This window comes from Marinobacter sp. M3C, assembly GCF_023311895.1.
GTDB lineage: Bacteria > Pseudomonadota > Gammaproteobacteria > Pseudomonadales > Oleiphilaceae > Marinobacter.
Map to the genome: position 1 here is coordinate 2,624,988 of NZ_CP092284.1, position 15,753 is coordinate 2,640,740.

At 50.6% G+C, this 15,753-nt stretch carries 18 protein-coding genes and 1 pseudogene; 4 read left to right on the forward strand and 15 right to left on the reverse strand.

Translation table 11 applies throughout. The features are described 5' to 3' along the window. Positions 1 to 33: 33 nt before the first annotated feature. From MIH18_RS12360 to MIH18_RS12380, 5 genes and pseudogenes are all read right to left on the reverse strand, one after another. Complete coding sequence (locus MIH18_RS12360) at positions 34 to 1,119, reverse strand: IS3 family transposase (protein ID WP_249006780.1); 1,086 nt, start codon at positions 1,117 to 1,119, stop codon at positions 34 to 36. Beyond that, the gene (locus tag MIH18_RS12365; RefSeq protein WP_249006779.1) at positions 1,116 to 1,523 is read right to left on the reverse strand and encodes a transposase; all 408 of its coding nucleotides are present in this window, start codon (positions 1,521 to 1,523) and stop codon (positions 1,116 to 1,118) included. The genes MIH18_RS12360 and MIH18_RS12365 overlap by 4 nt, the downstream gene beginning before the upstream one ends. A gap of 79 nt (positions 1,524 to 1,602) precedes the next feature. Then, positions 1,603 to 2,562, reverse strand: a pseudogene (locus tag MIH18_RS12370) (transposase); the annotation flags it as partial. A 144-nt stretch (positions 2,563 to 2,706) separates the two neighbouring features. Then, complete coding sequence (locus tag MIH18_RS12375) at positions 2,707 to 3,522, reverse strand: hypothetical protein (RefSeq protein ID WP_249012521.1); 816 nt, start codon at positions 3,520 to 3,522, stop codon at positions 2,707 to 2,709. A 115-nt stretch (positions 3,523 to 3,637) separates the two neighbouring features. Next, positions 3,638 to 3,922, reverse strand: coding sequence for a hypothetical protein (locus tag MIH18_RS12380; RefSeq protein ID WP_249012522.1), 285 nt, complete (start codon positions 3,920 to 3,922; stop codon positions 3,638 to 3,640). A 515-nt stretch (positions 3,923 to 4,437) separates the two neighbouring features. Here MIH18_RS12380 and MIH18_RS12385 point away from each other — a divergent pair. After that, on the forward strand, positions 4,438 to 4,662 hold the full coding sequence (locus MIH18_RS12385) for a hypothetical protein (RefSeq protein ID WP_249012523.1): 225 nt from the start codon (positions 4,438 to 4,440) through the stop codon (positions 4,660 to 4,662). A 201-nt stretch (positions 4,663 to 4,863) separates the two neighbouring features. Here the strand turns inward: MIH18_RS12385 and MIH18_RS12390 are convergent, their stop codons facing one another. From MIH18_RS12390 to MIH18_RS12400, 3 genes are all read right to left on the reverse strand, one after another. After that, positions 4,864 to 5,301 carry a hypothetical protein gene (locus tag MIH18_RS12390; RefSeq protein ID WP_249012524.1) on the reverse strand — a complete coding sequence of 146 codons (438 nt, stop codon included), beginning with the start codon at positions 5,299 to 5,301 and terminating at the stop codon, positions 4,864 to 4,866. A gap of 344 nt (positions 5,302 to 5,645) precedes the next feature. After that, entirely contained in the window at positions 5,646 to 5,870 is a 225-nt protein-coding gene (locus MIH18_RS12395) for an addiction module protein (RefSeq protein ID WP_249012525.1), read from the reverse strand. A gap of 167 nt (positions 5,871 to 6,037) precedes the next feature. Continuing rightward, positions 6,038 to 6,916, reverse strand: a complete 879-nt coding sequence (locus MIH18_RS12400) for a PhzF family phenazine biosynthesis protein (protein ID WP_249012526.1) — start codon at positions 6,914 to 6,916, stop codon at positions 6,038 to 6,040. Between the two features lie 92 nt (positions 6,917 to 7,008). Here MIH18_RS12400 and MIH18_RS12405 point away from each other — a divergent pair, with 92 nt between their 5' ends. Beyond that, entirely contained in the window at positions 7,009 to 7,233 is a 225-nt protein-coding gene (locus MIH18_RS12405) for a hypothetical protein (protein ID WP_249012523.1), read from the forward strand. Between the two features lie 1,058 nt (positions 7,234 to 8,291). On the opposite strand, the gene MIH18_RS12410 is transcribed toward MIH18_RS12405, so the two are convergent. The 7 genes from MIH18_RS12410 to MIH18_RS12440 all read right to left on the reverse strand — a co-directional run bounded on the left by MIH18_RS12410 (position 8,292) and on the right by MIH18_RS12440 (position 14,217). Then, positions 8,292 to 9,005, reverse strand: coding sequence for a hypothetical protein (locus MIH18_RS12410; RefSeq protein WP_249012527.1), 714 nt, complete (start codon positions 9,003 to 9,005; stop codon positions 8,292 to 8,294). A 107-nt stretch (positions 9,006 to 9,112) separates the two neighbouring features. Then, positions 9,113 to 9,718: a hypothetical protein gene (locus MIH18_RS12415; RefSeq protein ID WP_249012528.1), complete on the reverse strand. Its 606-nt coding sequence runs from the start codon at positions 9,716 to 9,718 to the stop codon at positions 9,113 to 9,115. A gap of 85 nt (positions 9,719 to 9,803) precedes the next feature. Further along, a complete protein-coding gene (locus MIH18_RS12420) occupies positions 9,804 to 10,475 on the reverse strand; it encodes a cold shock domain-containing protein (RefSeq protein WP_249012529.1) in 672 nt (223 codons plus the stop codon). A gap of 516 nt (positions 10,476 to 10,991) precedes the next feature. Next, positions 10,992 to 11,603 carry a hypothetical protein gene (locus MIH18_RS12425; protein ID WP_249012530.1) on the reverse strand — a complete coding sequence of 204 codons (612 nt, stop codon included), beginning with the start codon at positions 11,601 to 11,603 and terminating at the stop codon, positions 10,992 to 10,994. 109 nt (positions 11,604 to 11,712) lie between these two features. Continuing rightward, entirely contained in the window at positions 11,713 to 12,186 is a 474-nt protein-coding gene (locus MIH18_RS12430; RefSeq protein ID WP_249012531.1) for a hypothetical protein, read from the reverse strand. A 948-nt stretch (positions 12,187 to 13,134) separates the two neighbouring features. Further along, the gene (locus tag MIH18_RS12435; RefSeq protein WP_249012532.1) at positions 13,135 to 13,599 is read right to left on the reverse strand and encodes a hypothetical protein; all 465 of its coding nucleotides are present in this window, start codon (positions 13,597 to 13,599) and stop codon (positions 13,135 to 13,137) included. Positions 13,600 to 13,740: 141 nt separating this feature from the next. Further along, positions 13,741 to 14,217 (reverse strand): helix-turn-helix domain-containing protein, encoded by a 477-nt coding sequence (locus MIH18_RS12440; protein WP_249012533.1) that lies wholly within the window; start codon positions 14,215 to 14,217, stop codon positions 13,741 to 13,743. Between the two features lie 101 nt (positions 14,218 to 14,318). Between MIH18_RS12440 and MIH18_RS12445 the strand changes: the two genes are divergently transcribed. Next, entirely contained in the window at positions 14,319 to 15,059 is a 741-nt protein-coding gene (locus MIH18_RS12445; protein WP_249012534.1) for an SDR family oxidoreductase, read from the forward strand. Positions 15,060 to 15,072: 13 nt separating this feature from the next. After that, positions 15,073 to 15,657, forward strand: coding sequence for a 2-hydroxychromene-2-carboxylate isomerase (locus tag MIH18_RS12450; RefSeq protein ID WP_249008570.1), 585 nt, complete (start codon positions 15,073 to 15,075; stop codon positions 15,655 to 15,657). Positions 15,658 to 15,753: the final 96 nt, after the last annotated feature.

The following is a 15,753-nucleotide window of genomic DNA, read 5'->3' on the forward strand; positions in this document are numbered from 1 at the left end:
ATGTCAACCTCATATGGACAGCTCTTTAAAACGTTAACATCTATTTGCCCGCTCCAGCGCCTTTCGTGCTGCTGGTAACGTTGGGAAGTTCACAGCGCTACTTGTCTCACCCCCTATCGCCTCCGAAGTGATGGGGTTGATGTGGACAACTTCCGGCGGTAACGCGGCTTTTGGTTTCCCTTGGCAGAAGCGTTCCGGATGGTCTCTATAATACCGGTCCAGCGTTGCTTGCCGCACTTGGCCCACGGTTTGATAGTTGCCGGTGTAGACCTGAGTCGGCGTAAAGCCGGCCAGCCCGCTGTGGTGGTGTTCATGGTTGTACCAGCAAAAATAATCCGCTGCCCATAACCGTGCATATTCCAGGCTGTCAAAGCGTCCGGGAAAGTCAGGTTGCGTTTTGAGTGTTTTAAACTGGCTTTCACTGAATGGATTGTCATTACTGACTCTGGGGCGGCTGTGGCTGCAGACCACGCCCACATCGGCCATCAGGTCGAGAAAGCTCTGGGCGATCATAGGCGATCCACGGTCCTGGTGCAGGGTGACCCCGCGGTTGGTCAGCCCATATCGTGTCAGTGTTTGTTCCATGAGCTGCTGCGCCAGTTGACTGTTCTCTTTGCGGGAGATCATCCAAGCCACGACATAGCGGCTGAACAGGTCCATAACCACATACAGGTTCAGGTAGTTACCCCGGCGTGTAGTCGCCAATTTCGTAATATCCCACGTCCAAACTTCGTTTGGCCGTGTCGCGGTCAGGCGCGGTATAGCATGCGACTGAGGCGCACGTTGATTCCGGCGATCACCGGTCTGATTGGCTTGTCGCAGCACGCGATACAGTGTGCTGAGCGAGGCCAGGCACTCACCACGTTCCAGCAGCGTGTGATAGACCTGATACGGCGTTTGATCACAGAACTCGGGTTCGTTCATCCGCTCAAGTATCTGCACACGCTCCGAGGTTAAGAGCGCTCTGGGCTGCGGCGTCGTTTTACGAGAGCGCCTGACTGGGTCTGGTGCTGTGCTCTGACGTCGTCGCCACGCGTAAACGGTGCTCCGGTTCAGTCCCAAAGCATCACAGGCAGAGCGGAACGGAATGTGCGCCGGGCGCGCCTCAAGGACGGTCATGATGGATCGCTCCCATTGTTCGACAGATCGAGCATCGACAAGGCTTTTTTTTGGAGATCCACACAGTCTTCAGTCACCCGCAACCGGTGCTGCGTTTTGGTCAGCTCTTTCTCTAGCTGCTCAATGCGCTTCTGGTCCGGTGTTTTTGACGCTTTAGGCCCCGGCGCAGACTTGGATAAAGCAGCCTCGCCACCGACTTCCAACTGCTTACGCCAATCACGCAACTGGTTGCTATAGAGGTTTTCACGGCGTAATAAAGGGCCGAGTTCACCGTAGGCGCATTGATCCGCTTCGGCCAGTATTCTCAGCTTGTACTTTGTGGAAAATCGGCGACGGGTCCGCTTCTCCAACTGACTGTCTGGCAAGATGTGATTATCGGGTATCTGTGACTCAGGTTTTGGCATTGCTTACACTCCTCAATCCGCGCCCTGAAATCTATGTTAACTCATAGACCGGGTGTATGGACTGAGGTTGACACACAGGGATATTGGCTTCGTTGGCGAAGCCGGTGTCGGCGGTCACGATCGCGCCGGTTTGATAGATGTTGTCGGCAATGCCGAGTTTTTTATAACGACGCTGAACCGTTTCCAACACCGGCTTTAAAGTATGGTGTTCCTGACCTTCACCGAATGCCTGCGCATCGATGATGACCTGGTGTTTTTTGTCCACCGTGGCCACACCGTTATAGCCTTGGATCGTGCCTTTACTCGTGGTCATCTTGCCGCTTTCGTTATCGGTGATGTTGCTCTTCACTTCCTTGTTTCGTTTCCCTTGGCCCATCCTTGGGCTGTTCGTCTTTAGGAAGCGGTCCACTTTCTTCATCGACTCGTCCAGAGAGAGCACGGTTTTCGCGCGTCGAATATCCCGATCCAGTTCCGCTTCCGTTTCAGCCTCGTCCCGCTCGTGATGCTCATGCAGGTGGTGGCGAATCAACCGTTTCAACTTGTCGCGTTTTTCGCTAAGTTCCTTAAAGGTGCCAGACCATTCCTTCGCGGCGTCCGACGACATTTTGCAGCCGTCGATAGCAAACAGCTCGTTGCCCAGAAGGCGCTGTTCATGGCACACCAGCAGTATTTGTTCGAACAGTTCTTCAATCTCATCGGCGTGCTGGCTGACGAACTTGGCTAGAGTGGTGAAGTGCGGCACGGTATCGCAGGATAAAGCTTTAAAAATGATGTTGGTCTCGCAGCACCACTGGATCTCGCGGCTGGAGGTGATGCCTTTGGAGTACGCGAACAGAATGATCTTCAGCAAGATGGCGGGATCGTAGGCCAGGCGGCCGGTGTCGTCGTTGAGATATTTCGGGTGAAAAACCGTCAGGTCCAGCTTGTGTTCAATCAGGTAGTGAACGGCGTGTTCAAAAGTGCCGAGCTGGAGCTGCTCTCGGTAGTTGATGACCACCATCGTATCCTGGTCGTAATTGTAGTGCTTAAAACGAGGCATTCCGACGGCTCCCTGTCTGTTTTCTCAATACTACCAAAAACCGTTCGGTTTGGGGTTTTTCTACAGTCTCAACGACTTGCTCAGCGGCGCGCTTTAGCGCGTCCGGTGGAGGGCCGAAGGCCCGGAACGAACTGCAGCTATTTGTTAGCGCATTTCACGGATTGCGCCCTTGATAGATGACTCTTCCACATCATATTGTTCAAGAAATTCCAGTAAGTGTTTGGAATTCACAACGAATACCGTGTTTTCCTTTTCCCGGAATGGAGGTCCGCAATATTGTGCCGTGGAGTCAACGGTTCTATCGACCGACAGTTGTTTTCTGAATCTGACATAGGGAACAGATGAAAAAGATGCGGAATCTACGGTACCAGAGGCCAGTGAGATGACGTCTGATTCCACCTCGCAAACTACTAATTCCGCAGTAGTTACAATTACGTTGTAGTAGATTCTTAGCTCACCATTGTTGCTTAGTAGCACGGGCAAATCTTCTCGAGCGAATGCCTCAGTTGCTTCATTGGCTTCCGCCGCAAGCCGCTCCAACAAGGGGCGGCTCTTGGGGTCCTGACCAGCAACTACGCAGAAGCTTGACTCTGGTGAGGTTGGATCAATAGCAAGATTTGCCCAATCAAACTTCTTTGCCTTGTCTCCTTCGATAAGCGTTATCCATGGCTTGCAATGCCTACGTTGCATCTGCTTAGAGTCATTGTTCAAGAATATCCAATGGGTGTTTTGGACACGCTTACACTCAACAACCATCATCGAAGATTGGTATCGATCAATAAGAACCAAATCGATAAAACCGCTGGTACCTGAAAAGTCATTCTTCCATGAGTGCTCTTGGGAATAGACCTTCCACCCCCTGTTACGCCCACTGTTGCCGCTGACAGCATGTTCCACAGCAAGCTGCAAAGGGAATCCAGACCTATTGACTTGTTCTAGCAACTTTTCTTTATCAACCATGTACACGAATCCTGGTTCGACGCTAACGCTGAGCTTAGCGGCGCCCTTATAATGGAGGCAAAGCCGCAATGAAAAGGGCGTCCGGCGGCCGCAGGCCGCGTACTACAGCGACTTGTTAAATTTTTACGTCGGACAGATAACTAGAAATAGTTTCTGCACTTGAGGCATACCGCTCAATTGTTTGAGTCAGGTACTCTGCCTCAAGCTTTGCTGATGGAAGCTCCTCTGACAGATACCGCATTGCATCTTTGAAATCATCATAGTTGATCGCATTACCAAACTCAGAAAATGCGGAATTGAGAGCTAGATGGAAGCGCTCATAGTCCCTTGGATGAGTGGTGTGCCAAGTATCTACCCGCATCCATGGCTTTAGCTTTTCTGCTAATTGTTCGATATTCATACAATCTCCGTTGTAGTGAAATTTAACGCCAATATTCAGCGGCGGTCTTTGCGTAGCGAAGCGAAGAAAAGGCCGTCCGGTGGAGGCCCGTTAGGGCCGGAACGAACTGGAATGACTGGTTAAATGCTTTCGCTTTAAGTGCCGACTCCATACTGTTGCGCCGCTTGCGTAACTACCGCGATGAACTATCAAGTTCTGATGGCAGCTTGGTATTAACAACTTTCGCGTGGTACACCAAGAATATTTCACTTTTGACCTTATCCTGGCCAGTTACTGAAGGGTGGCACAAGTGCTCATGGCCGCTCGGGCTACTGATGTAGATTGACCGCCCCTTTTTGTATACCCAGTAATTTTGGCCATCTTCTGTTTCAGCCACAAACCAAAGCTCTCTTCCCGCCATTGATAACTCCTTAATTCACTGTTCTCAAACATTTAACGCTGAGATAAGCGGCGGCTAAAAGCCGTCCGGTGGACGGCCTCAGGCCGGGAACGAACTTGAATGATTGGTTAGCTGGGTGAAACTGCCCGCCAAGCCATTGGCAACCAACGCGATTGCCTATTCCGCTGCTGACTTTGCACCAAACTCTGCCGGTTCACTGTGGTTCAAAACACCACAAACGATCCGACCGACGAACCAGAACGCCAGATTGCCAAATCAGGAACCGGGTTTCGGCGGACGGCCCCACAAACTGAACACCCAGTTTTATATCCACATCGCTGATGATTGGGCTGCCAGCTAACCACCAATTTTGACGGCCTTGGCCGGACTAAAAATTCGCGGCTTTGCTACCAATTTTATGCCAGGGCCTCGGCCACCAAACCACAAAAAAGGTGCGCCATAAATCCAGCTAACGCTTAGCTTAGCGGCGACCTCGAAATGAAGGCGAAGCCGCAATGTCAAGGGCGTCCGGCGGCCGTAGGCCGCGTACTACAGCGCCTTGTTAATTGGACACTTCAATGTACCACTTCGGCTTGATACGCCCGAAGTCTTTACGGGTATTGGATTTCAGTGCTTTTTTGGAATCCAGCACCTTTGTCTCGTCATGCTCCCTGATAAAAACAACCCAATGCCAAAATGGCTTACCTTGCTCGGTACGCCATTTGATGGCCATCAGCGCTTTATCCGGCAGACGCTCCCATGTTTTGAACGGTATTTCTTTAGGCGAAACGGAGATACCGAATTCGCGCAGTAGTGTCCGGACGTGCTCTGTTTTTGACCAGAGCGCTGTATCCGCCGCGTAAATGCCCAGTGCGTTTGCTTTCTGCTTGGCCTCAACATAGCTGACACCAGCAAGAGCGGCGCTCGCCGCAATTCCGCAACCGGTTAGCTCTTCCTGGATGACTGGTTCCATAGCTCTACCAATTAACGCCCGGCTCACGCGCCGGTTTGGAGCCGCGAAGCGGCGGAAAATCGGTCGCTGTGCAGCCGATTGTTAAAGCCTGCCAAGCCAATACTGCGGACGTCGCCGGTCATGAGCCACAGCCAATACTTGAAAGCCATCAGACTTTTCTCGGTAAACGATGGATAGCGGAAATCGGTGAAGGGGCGCTCTACGAATACCTGGCGGCAACTCAACTTGCCAGGCTTTTGGTGACTCGCCAACTAAATTGGCAAGGGCCTCAAATTCCTCTATGAAGGCACCACCCAATCCCGGAACTTTTGATTGGTAATAAGCAACTGATTCCAGGAACTCGGCTTCCGCTGCCGGGTGAAAAGAATAATTCATTTGATCAGTGCTCGAGCCTTCCTCATGACATCCTCACCGGACACCGGCTGCACCACCCCATTATCAAGTTCTTCAGCTCTGCGCCGGGCCTCAAGCAGCCAATCTGACCTGAGCTCCTCTTCAGATTGGGATTCCAGACTCAGAACCAACCGCTGGATCAGCTGAGCACGCTCCTCTTTTGGGAGGTGGAGTGCCTCGTCTTCAATTTTCTGGAGATTCATGGAAGAAACCTCTCGTTCGCGTATCGTCCAATTTTGACACGGATGAGTACCGGGTGCCACGACTCGGTTTTTTCGCTTTAACGCCGTTGTTCAGCGGCAGCCTTGGCAGAGCGAAGCGGCGACAAGGCTGTCCGGTGTAGGGCCTTCAGGCCCGGAACGAACTGGAACTATTGGTTAGGAAGCCGTAGCGTTCCATTGCCAACCAAACAGACTTTACCCCTTATGGTCACGTTTAGTTCAGAGCCTCCCTGAACAGTCGCATAAAGCTCGCTTGGCCTATGAAGAAATCGTCCCTGTGCCAAAACAAGGGTATCACTTACGGGTGCGCGCCCATGTGTAACCAAATACACCGCTGCCGGCCCTGCTGCACTGCCAGTTGCGATATCCTCGACACTACCTTCATTATCCCAAGTACGTCCTTCGAGATCATTTACGTCCAAGACGTAGACAAATTTGGCACCCACTGTCGCTAGCAATGCCTCAAAGTTAGAAACAACGATCCGGGCGTGTTCAAGGTTGGAACTTATAGGCACGATTAGGTAAGGAAGTCCCGTTGAAACCACCTGTAGCGGAAGCTTTGGAGCCATATCAGTGATTGAAAGATTCAGCGCCTCCAAAAAGACTTCATTTTTTTCCGCTGGAATCGGGGAATCAATGGCTGCAATTCCTTGATCCATTTCTGCGACATAGGACTCACCGTGACGACGGCTAGTCAAGTTGATGCTTCGGTCATGAATTACAAACTCAAGGCGAACCTCATCTTGCCCCCAGAAGAACTCAGAATGGAGCATCGCTGCTGCCCCGATGACTGGGTGTCCGGCGAAGGAAAGCTCCTCTTCCATTGTGAAAATCCGAGCATTGAATTTTGATGATTGTTCGGTCCGCTGCAGGAAAATGGTTTCGAACTGGCGCATTTCCTGAGTAATGCTCTGCATGACATGTTTCGGCAGATCGTCATCAAGCAAGAAAACACTCAATCCATTACCTGACAATGGCTGGTTAGCGAATACATCAACAAGCCAAAAGGGGAGTGTTCGTAGAGTCATTGTGATTTCCTAACGCTGAATTAAGCGGCGGCTAAAAGCCGTCCGGTGGACGGCCTCAGGCCGGGAACGAACTTGAATGATTGGTTAGCTGGGTGAAACTGCCCGCCAAGCCATTGGCAACCAACGCGATTGCCTATTCCGCTGCTGACTTTGCACCAAACTCTGCCGGTTCACTGTGGTTCAAAACACCACAAACGATCCGACCGACGAACCAGAACGCCAGATTGCCAAATCAGGAACCGGGTTTCGGCGGACGGCCCCACAAACTGAACACCCAGTTTTATATCCACATCGCTGATGATTGGGCTGCCAGCTAACCACCAATTTTGACGGCCTTGGCCGGACTAAAAATTCGCGGCTTTGCTACCAATTTTATGCCAGGGCCTCGGCCACCAAACCACAAAAAAGGTGCGCCATAAATCCAGCTAACGCTGAATTAAGCGGCGGCCCAACAGGGACGTCCGGTGGACGGCCTTCAGGCCGGGAACGAACTTGAATGATTGGTTAGCTGGGTGTAACTAACCGCTCAGCCTTTGGCACTCAAATTCATAGCCTATTCCGCTGCCGCCCTTGTACCAAGATCCGCCGATGCACAGTGTCAAAAAACACCGCAACCGATGCGGCGAACGAACCTGAACGCCAGGTTACCAGGCGCAGACCCAAGTTTGCGTGGACGGCCCCGCACGGCGAACACCGAATTTTATGGCAACGCCGGTGAACGATCGAACGGCCAAACTGACCACGGACTCAGACGGCCTTGGCGTAACCGAAAATTACCGGTTTTGCTACGAACCTTGGGCCAAGGCCACTGGCACCGAGCCACCAAAAACGAACCACACCAATCCAGCTAACGCTGAATTAAGCGGCGGCCCGTCAGGGACGTCCGGTGGACGGCCTTCAGGCCGGGAACGAACTTGAATGATTGGTTAGCTGGGTGTAACTAACCGCTCAGCCTTTGGCACTCAAATTCATAGCCTATTCCGTTGCCGCCCTCCCTGTACCAAGATCCGCCGATGCACAGTGTCAAAAAACACCGCAACCGATGCGGCGAACGAACCTGAACGCCAGATTACCAGGCGCAGACCCAAGTTTGCGTGGACGGCCCTGCACGGCGAACACCGAATTTTATGGCAACGCCGGTGAACGATCGAACGGCCAAACTGACCACGGACTCAGACGGCCTTGGCGTAACCGAAAATTACCGGTTTTGCTACGAACCTTGGGCCAAGGCCACTGGCACCGAGCCACCATAAAAGAACCACATCAATCCAGCTAACGCTAAGTGCAGCGGCAGTTTGTGGAGTGGCGTTTTGTGCTAGCGTAGCGACCAGCGCAAAAAGAGCCACGGAACAAACTGTCCGACTGGCACGCATTGTTAGGTTTTTTGTTCTAAAAAGTAATCTAAGGTTCTAATGCATTTCTGTAGATTACAGCCATATATTTCATTTTTATCGGCACAACCACCACTTACAAGACTTACTACCTTACCATCTTCTCCGATAATCGGTGCACCGCTACAACCTTGAAACATTTCATGGCCAGGATGATTTTCAGGTAATTTAAAGTAATGCATATCATTTTCTAATCTGTCATATTTTAATCCATGATATATGAGTTGCGTAGTTTCAAAAGCATTTAGATCAGGGAATGATGTTGGATGTATATCGCCAGAAAATCCATACATAGTGTCTTTGTTTGGCTCGCCAATGTCATCTACTGTAAACACAGGTCTTTCTTTTATTTCTAAAGTTTCACCTTTGTATGTTCTGTTGTGAAAATAGATCTTTAAGTCTGAGCGAACGGGATGAAAAGAAAACTCTACGTCTATTATTGATTTTTTATCTTCAGAATAGTCCGCCAAAAAACAAAATTGATTTAGAAATAGAACCTCAATCTTCTGGACCTGATCGTTAAACTTTATTGGGGCAGACCATTTATATGACTTTTCAGCAACATGGAATACCGTTAATAAATAGCGATTTCCTTTAAAGTCAAGAAGGCAGCCAGAGCCAAAACTAGAGGGCATGTCATTTTCATCATGCTTTCGTAGTTGAACGCTAGAGTATTTGATTAATTCTTGCCAATTCATAGTTTTAAAACCTAACGCTTTTATTCAGCGGCAGCCTTGGCAGAGCGAAGCGGCGACAAGGCTGTCCGGTGGAGGCCCTTCGGGCCGTAACGAACTGCAACTATTGGTTAGGCCTTACTGGCTTGCAAGCTGTACTGTTGCTTTAGACTCGGGGCGTCGGTCATGAACCACTCGACCATCTCCCAGCGATCTAGTGAACTCGATTCATTGCCCATACTTTTCCTTATCTCAAGCAACAGCTCTCCCATTAACGCTATCCAATCGCACACTTTTTCCTCAATCGGTCTAGGGTCTTTTTCGGTGTGATAAAAATACTGCATCAGTTTATTGTATGCGCGAACAACCGAGTCATTCGCTACCAGCGATAGTTTGAAGCCAACTTCTCGGTATTCAACCGATAGCATTCTTGCCATAGCAAGGTCATTTTTATTTTTGTTTTTAAATTTAGGATCTTTCGCAAATGCTTCCTCGCTTGTGAAAAGCAGGAAGAACGGCCCAAGGATGGCGTTGTATGTCTTAATCCGGTCTTCGCGTAGCTTATCTTCAAGCTCACGAATCCTTGCGTCTCTTGACTCCACCTTGGCTTTCGATGCCTGTATTTTGCTTTTTATTAGCCAGCCAAGCCCACCCAGACCAATCAGCAAGAACGGCGTAACCAACGTAGCTATTGCGCTGATCGTATCCAGTAAGTCTTTTTCTACAGGTGACCCCATTATTTCCTCATATCTAGATTTGCCTAACGCTGAACGAAGCGGCGGCTGAAAGCCGTCCGCCTTCCGTGACTGGTTAAATGGCTGCTTAGGTCAACCACTGATATAAACCTAAACTACCCAAAGCAGGCAGTACCAAAAGGATGGCCAAAACACCAAGGCAACCGCCGCCGCTGTTTCGCGCATGAACATGCTTCTGCCTTGGGTTGTCGCTTAACCACTGCAGATGGCAAGGCCGACAATAAAGCTTCATAAACCCGTTGTTCCAGGCTTGAATTGTGCGCGAGTCATGCTCCGCTACCTTCCGGCAACGCGAACAGTAAAAAGACTTACCCTTTGGCTTTTTTTGACGATTTAAAATGAAAAACGCAATGACGGCCGGAACGCCAAAGAACCAAGAGCTCTCTATTGAGTTTGTGCGATAAAATTCATAGCCAACAACAGCAAGCGAGGCGACCACAGCCAGAATAGAGATGTAGTCAACGAAGTTTTTCTGCGGCGGATCGGTGCGAATAGGGAGTTTATTTTTTGTAGAGTGTGAACCCTCAGCGACAGCCCCCCCCTCAATAACGACACCTTTTGCTTTTAGCCTTTTTTGAGAATCACGCATCGACTCATAAAGCACACTGTCGCCAGTGCGAGGCCGACGAAGGCCAGATTTGACACTGGATATATGGAAAAAAACTTGTTCAGAGCCATCATTGGGCTGGATGAACCCAAAACCCTTATCGTCTTTCCATTGGGTGACTTTGCCTTTCATAAACTCCAGCTACTCCTTGCTAGGATTTCAGCCATTTAACGCTGAGCTTAGCGGCGCCACGACAGTGGCGTCCGGTGGACGGCCCTCGGGCCGGGAACGTACTACAGCGACTTGTTAGCTGGGTATAACTACCCACCCAGCCAGTGGCAATCAACATGATTGCCTATTCCGCTGCTGTCTTTGCACCAAGCTCTGCAGGTGCACGGTACGAAAAACGCCACAACCGATGCGGCCAACGAGCCAGAACGCCAGATTACCAAACCCAGAATCTGCTTACGGCGGACGGCCCCACAAACTGAGCACCCAGTTTTATATCCACACCGCTGATGACGGGGCTGCCAGCTAACCACCGGCTTTGACGGCCTTGGCCGGACTGAAAATTCGCGGCTTTGCTACCCATTTTAAGCCAGGGCCACGGCCACTAACCCACAAAAAAAGTGCGACATAAATCCAGCTAACGCTTGGCTTTGCGGCGTGCCGGAGCATAGCGAAGGCGCGTCCGGCAACAGCCACTTGTTATGCCAATCTCCATTGCGAGTTCCTGTTCCGTTCCGAATACCAAGATGAAGGATGCGTCCTTCTCAAAACTTCACCCTTATCGCTCGGTATTGACTGATGAACCAATTGGCGCAATTCTTTGTCCTTTATTTTTCCCTTGGTGCAGCAATTCACTACCACATCGCCAGCTTGGAAGATTGCATTTAACCTGCCAACAAAATACTCTTTTGCCCCATTTTGCCAAGCAGTGACAAAAACGTCATCTCGATAACAATCTGTTGGCGATCCAAGTGAGCATTGATTCTGAACCGCATTCATCAAAATTAGCCCATGATTAATATACTCAGACAGTCCGTTAACTTGTAAAAAATACGCCCTTATTAGTCTTCCTGTTTGGCCTTTTGCAGGACCTAGACTGTTAGAAAATTCATCAATGTGAGGTGACTCTAAAATCATGACCACGCATTTTATTTCTCTGGGGCGCTTTTCAACCGATATACGCTCAGGAAAATCAGCACTGGAGAGAAACTGAGCAATTAGCCCAACATATTGGTCTGGACAGCACCTTGCCTCAATAGGCTTTGCGGCCTTTTTTAAAAGTATAGCTTTAGCGATTTCTTCGAAGTCCATGCAAGATCTCAACTGGCAAAAGAGGATCGGTTCATACTAGGCATAACGCCTCAATAACCGGCGCAGCATCGCTGCGTCCGGCGCCGTAGGCGCGTAGTTAATTGATTTGTTATGTTTTTATATAGCGCCGAGTCACTTCATCCTGCGCAACCTTCTGAAAGTAAGAAATTTTCTCTCTCGCGGATGCAACCATTTTGCTCATTAACTCAATCTCCTGCTGTTCCTTGTTAAGACAAGCAAATGACTGCACATCAGAAATCAAATTGTACGCAGCCACGCGAATGGCGTCGCTGGATATTATTTGAACTTCGTTAAATGCCCTAAGATATTTTTTAATTGAATCTGAGTCAGGCGGGCAACTTTTGTGTAGATGACTTTGAATCAGCTCTTGTGACTGAGCAAGAAGCTCTACATATTTTATTTTTTTCTCCTCCTGGCGCTTATAAAAATGAGCCCGCGCTTCTTTTTTATCTTCGTATGATTGGCTTTTGATCAATGCTATATATGCAGCAATGGCAGAGATAAGAGCACCAAGCCCAATTTTCACTGCCGTATCTACAACATTAATCCAAGTCAAATCCATTCTAAGCACCTTTGTTGACTGAAAACATAACGCTGAATTAAGCGGCGGCCCGTCAGGGACGTCCGGTGGACGGCCTTCAGGCCGGGAACGAACTTGAATGATTGGTTAGCTGGGTGTAACTAACCGCTCAGCCTTTGGCACTCAAATTCATAGCCTATTCCGCTACCGCCCTTGTACCAAGATCCGCCGATGCACAGTGTCAAAAAACACCGCAACCGATGCGGCGAACGAACCTGAACATAAGACTAGCAGATCAAAACCCAGCTTGCCGCGGACGGCCCCATGAACGGAACACCCAACTTACCATCACCGCTTTTGAACAGCTGCGCTACCAACTGACCACCGATTTCGACGGCCTTGGCGCAACTGAAAAACACCGGTTTTGCTACCAACTCTGGGCCAAGGCCACTGGCACCAAACCACCAAAAAGGAACCGCATCAATCCAGCTAACGCTGAGATAAGCGGCGGCTAAAAGCCGTCCGGTGGACGGCCGTCAGGCCGGGAACGAACTTGATTGATTGGTTAGCTGGGTGTAACGACGGAGTCACTACCTGGCAACCAATACGATGGCCTGCTCGGCTGCTGCCCTTGCACCAAAACCTGCCAAGGCACCGTGTTTAAAAACACCGCAATCGATGCGGTAAACGAACCTGAACATTAGACTAGCAGATCAAAACCCAGCGCGCTCTGGGCAGCCCCATAAACGGAACGCTCAACTTTCTGTCACCACTGTTGAACCGCTGAACTGCCAACTAACCACCGATTTCGACGGCCTTGGCGAACACCCGAACTTACCGGTTTTGCTATCTACTCTAGGCCGAGGCCACTGGCACCGAACCACCAAAAAAGAACAACACCAATCCAGCTAACGCTTGCAGCATGCGCGCCCATGGAATGGAGCCAAAGGCGCAATGTAATGGGCGTCGCCGTGCCTGCATTGGTTATGTTTATTCATACTCCGGCTTCCAGCCCAGAATTTCATAGAATTGGATAACAGAGTGCCCTTTCCGCTCGTCAAAGGGGTATATCTTTTTCGGATATTCGCCAAGGAAACGAACGAATTCACGATATAAATCTATGACCCAGCTGTCTTTGCCGAACTCATACGCAAATTCGGTCATTTTCTCGCCATACATTTTCTTTTGAAAATGGTATACGGCATTTCTAGCTCGCCTTAGTAGGACTACCCCTTCCTTATTTTCTTGTAGTATCCGTTCAATTTCTGCATCACGGAGTTTTAACTGTTCCCAGCCTTCGATTGCCACATACATTGAGGCGAAAAACTGAAACGACGTTGCCACAGACTCCGCTGGCGTTTGGTCGTCAGCACAAAACCATCGGTCAACATTTAGCTTTGCCCAATGAACGTACTGGCCCCACGAAGCAACTTCTTTGAGTTCATCCCAATTCATAGAAAAACATAACGCCTGGCTCACGCGCCGGTTTGGAGGCGCAGGGCGGCGTAAAACCGGTCGCTGTGCAGCCGATGGTTATGTTGATACTGTACCGTCGCGTACTTTCAAACTTGCCCGGCGAGGTTGGACACGCACCTACTAAGGCAGCAATTCCTTAGATAGATCCTGCCAGTGGGGACTTGCTTCCACGCGAATATCCCTCGCGGTCACCGGCTCACCGCAACAGGAGCATACAGTAACCGGCTGCATGGCCTGGCCGCACTTTCTATGTATGTGAACAATCGGGCCACCGCGTTCATCTACCATATGCTTATCACCCCAATGAACCAAAGCCAACATAACCGGGTGCAGCTCCAGTCCTTTCTCTGTTAACCGGTATTCTTCCCGCACAGGTTTCTGCTGATACGGGGCTTTGTACAAAACCCCGTTTTCAACCAGCTTCTTGAGACGGTCGGCTAGAACGTGACGGGTAATCCCGAGGCGCTTCTCGATGCCATCGAAACGCCGCAAACCCAGAAAGCATTCTCGCAGAACCATCATTGTCCACCTGTCCCCGACAACCGACAGCGTTCGAGCCAACGAACAAGGCTGTTTGTCCAGATCCTCCCACCGCATAAATCACACTCTCTTAGAAACTCCTGTAAAGAATAGCTTGACAGGTTCTAAAAAGGAACCCAGTCTACGTGGATTCCAAAAAAGAACTTAGGAGAGGGCACATGAAAGAATGGCAAAAAGCGCCACCTGTAGCAGTCGTTATCGGCGCTGGTGATGCAACTGGCGGGGCCATTGCCCGGCGGTTTGCCCGCGAAGGTTACACCACCGTGGTCACTCGCCGACGCCAGGAAGCTCTGACTTCACTGGTAGAAACCATTAGGGCGGAAGGCGGGCAGGTTCACGGGTTTGGGTGCGATGCTCGTGACGAAAAGGCCATGGTCGAGCTGTTCAGGCACGTAGAGGAGCAGATTGGAGAAATCGAGGTCGTGATCTTCAACATCGGCGCCAACGTCCGTTTTTCAATCACCGAAACCACCGAGCGTGTATATAGGAAGGTTTGGGAAATGGCCGCACTAGCCGGGTTCTTGACCGGCCGTGAAGCCGCCAGTGCCATGCTACCGCGAAACAAAGGCACCATTATATTCACTGGTGCCACCGCGTCACTTCGCGGAAGCAGCGGCTTCAGCGCATTTGCAGGGGCCAAGTTTGCCCTGCGCGCCCTGGCTCAGAGTATGGCCCGAGAGCTAGGCCCCAAAGGCATACACGTTGCTCACCCCATTATTGACGGCGCGATTGATACCGATTTCATCCGCGAAAATTTCCCAGACAGGTATGCTCAAAAGGACCAGGACGGCATCCTGAAGCCTGAACACATCGCCGAGCAGTACTGGCAAATACACTGCCAGCCCCGGGACTCGTGGACCCACGAGCTGGACTTACGGCCCTGGATGGAAACTTTCTAATAAGGATGAAATTATGAGCGAAACGATAGACGTATACTTCGACGTAGGCAGCCCCGCCAGCTATCTTGCCTGGACGCAATTGCCCGCACTGGCTGACCGGAACAACGCCAGTATAAATTGGAAGCCCATGCTTCTGGGTGGTGTGTTCAAGGCGACAGACAACCAGTCTCCGAGCACCATACCGGCAAAAGGACGCTACACAAGAGTCGACCTTTCGCGTTTTGCCAAACAATACGACGTCCCGTTCGAAAGCAATCCATACTTTCCGATAAATACCCTGCAACTGATGCGGGGAGCCACGGGCTACCTTGATAGCCCTCGCTTTCAGGAGTACCTGACCGCCGTCTTCACAGCTATCTGGGTGAACAAGAAGAACCTGAACGACCTGGAAGTTGTGTCGGAGGTCCTCACTAATGCGGGGTTTAATCCATCCGAAGTGCTGGCACTCAGTAATAGGCCGGAGGTGAAGGAGCAGCTCAAACAAACTACTGAGGAAGCCGTTTCCCGGGACGTTTTTGGCGCGCCCACTTGTTTCGTAGCAGGCGAAATGTTCTTTGGACAGGATCGCCTTGACTGGGTAGAAAAGGCGTTGCGTTGACAGGAATCAAGGTACCCCACCCCAATTACGCTTGATGGGGTGAGGTGCGTCACAGAACTCATAACGCGAAGCTAAGCGGCGGCCCGACAGGGACGT

Coding starts and splice junctions, on each gene's coding strand:
- MIH18_RS12360 (WP_249006780.1), bottom strand. CDS start 1,119: ATGACCGTCCTTGAGGCGCGCCCGGCGCACATTCCGTTCCGCTCTGCC.
- MIH18_RS12365 (WP_249006779.1), bottom strand. CDS start 1,523: ATGCCAAAACCTGAGTCACAGATACCCGATAATCACATCTTGCCAGAC.
- MIH18_RS12375 (WP_249012521.1), bottom strand. CDS start 3,522: ATGGTTGATAAAGAAAAGTTGCTAGAACAAGTCAATAGGTCTGGATTC.
- MIH18_RS12380 (WP_249012522.1), bottom strand. CDS start 3,922: ATGAATATCGAACAATTAGCAGAAAAGCTAAAGCCATGGATGCGGGTA.
- MIH18_RS12395 (WP_249012525.1), bottom strand. CDS start 5,870: ATGAATCTCCAGAAAATTGAAGACGAGGCACTCCACCTCCCAAAAGAG.
- MIH18_RS12400 (WP_249012526.1), bottom strand. CDS start 6,916: ATGACTCTACGAACACTCCCCTTTTGGCTTGTTGATGTATTCGCTAAC.
- MIH18_RS12410 (WP_249012527.1), bottom strand. CDS start 9,005: ATGAATTGGCAAGAATTAATCAAATACTCTAGCGTTCAACTACGAAAG.
- MIH18_RS12415 (WP_249012528.1), bottom strand. CDS start 9,718: ATGGGGTCACCTGTAGAAAAAGACTTACTGGATACGATCAGCGCAATA.
- MIH18_RS12420 (WP_249012529.1), bottom strand. CDS start 10,475: ATGAAAGGCAAAGTCACCCAATGGAAAGACGATAAGGGTTTTGGGTTC.
- MIH18_RS12425 (WP_249012530.1), bottom strand. CDS start 11,603: ATGGACTTCGAAGAAATCGCTAAAGCTATACTTTTAAAAAAGGCCGCA.
- MIH18_RS12430 (WP_249012531.1), bottom strand. CDS start 12,186: ATGGATTTGACTTGGATTAATGTTGTAGATACGGCAGTGAAAATTGGG.
- MIH18_RS12435 (WP_249012532.1), bottom strand. CDS start 13,599: ATGAATTGGGATGAACTCAAAGAAGTTGCTTCGTGGGGCCAGTACGTT.
- MIH18_RS12440 (WP_249012533.1), bottom strand. CDS start 14,217: ATGCGGTGGGAGGATCTGGACAAACAGCCTTGTTCGTTGGCTCGAACG.
- MIH18_RS12445 (WP_249012534.1), top strand. CDS start 14,319: ATGAAAGAATGGCAAAAAGCGCCACCTGTAGCAGTCGTTATCGGCGCT.
- MIH18_RS12450 (WP_249008570.1), top strand. CDS start 15,073: ATGAGCGAAACGATAGACGTATACTTCGACGTAGGCAGCCCCGCCAGC.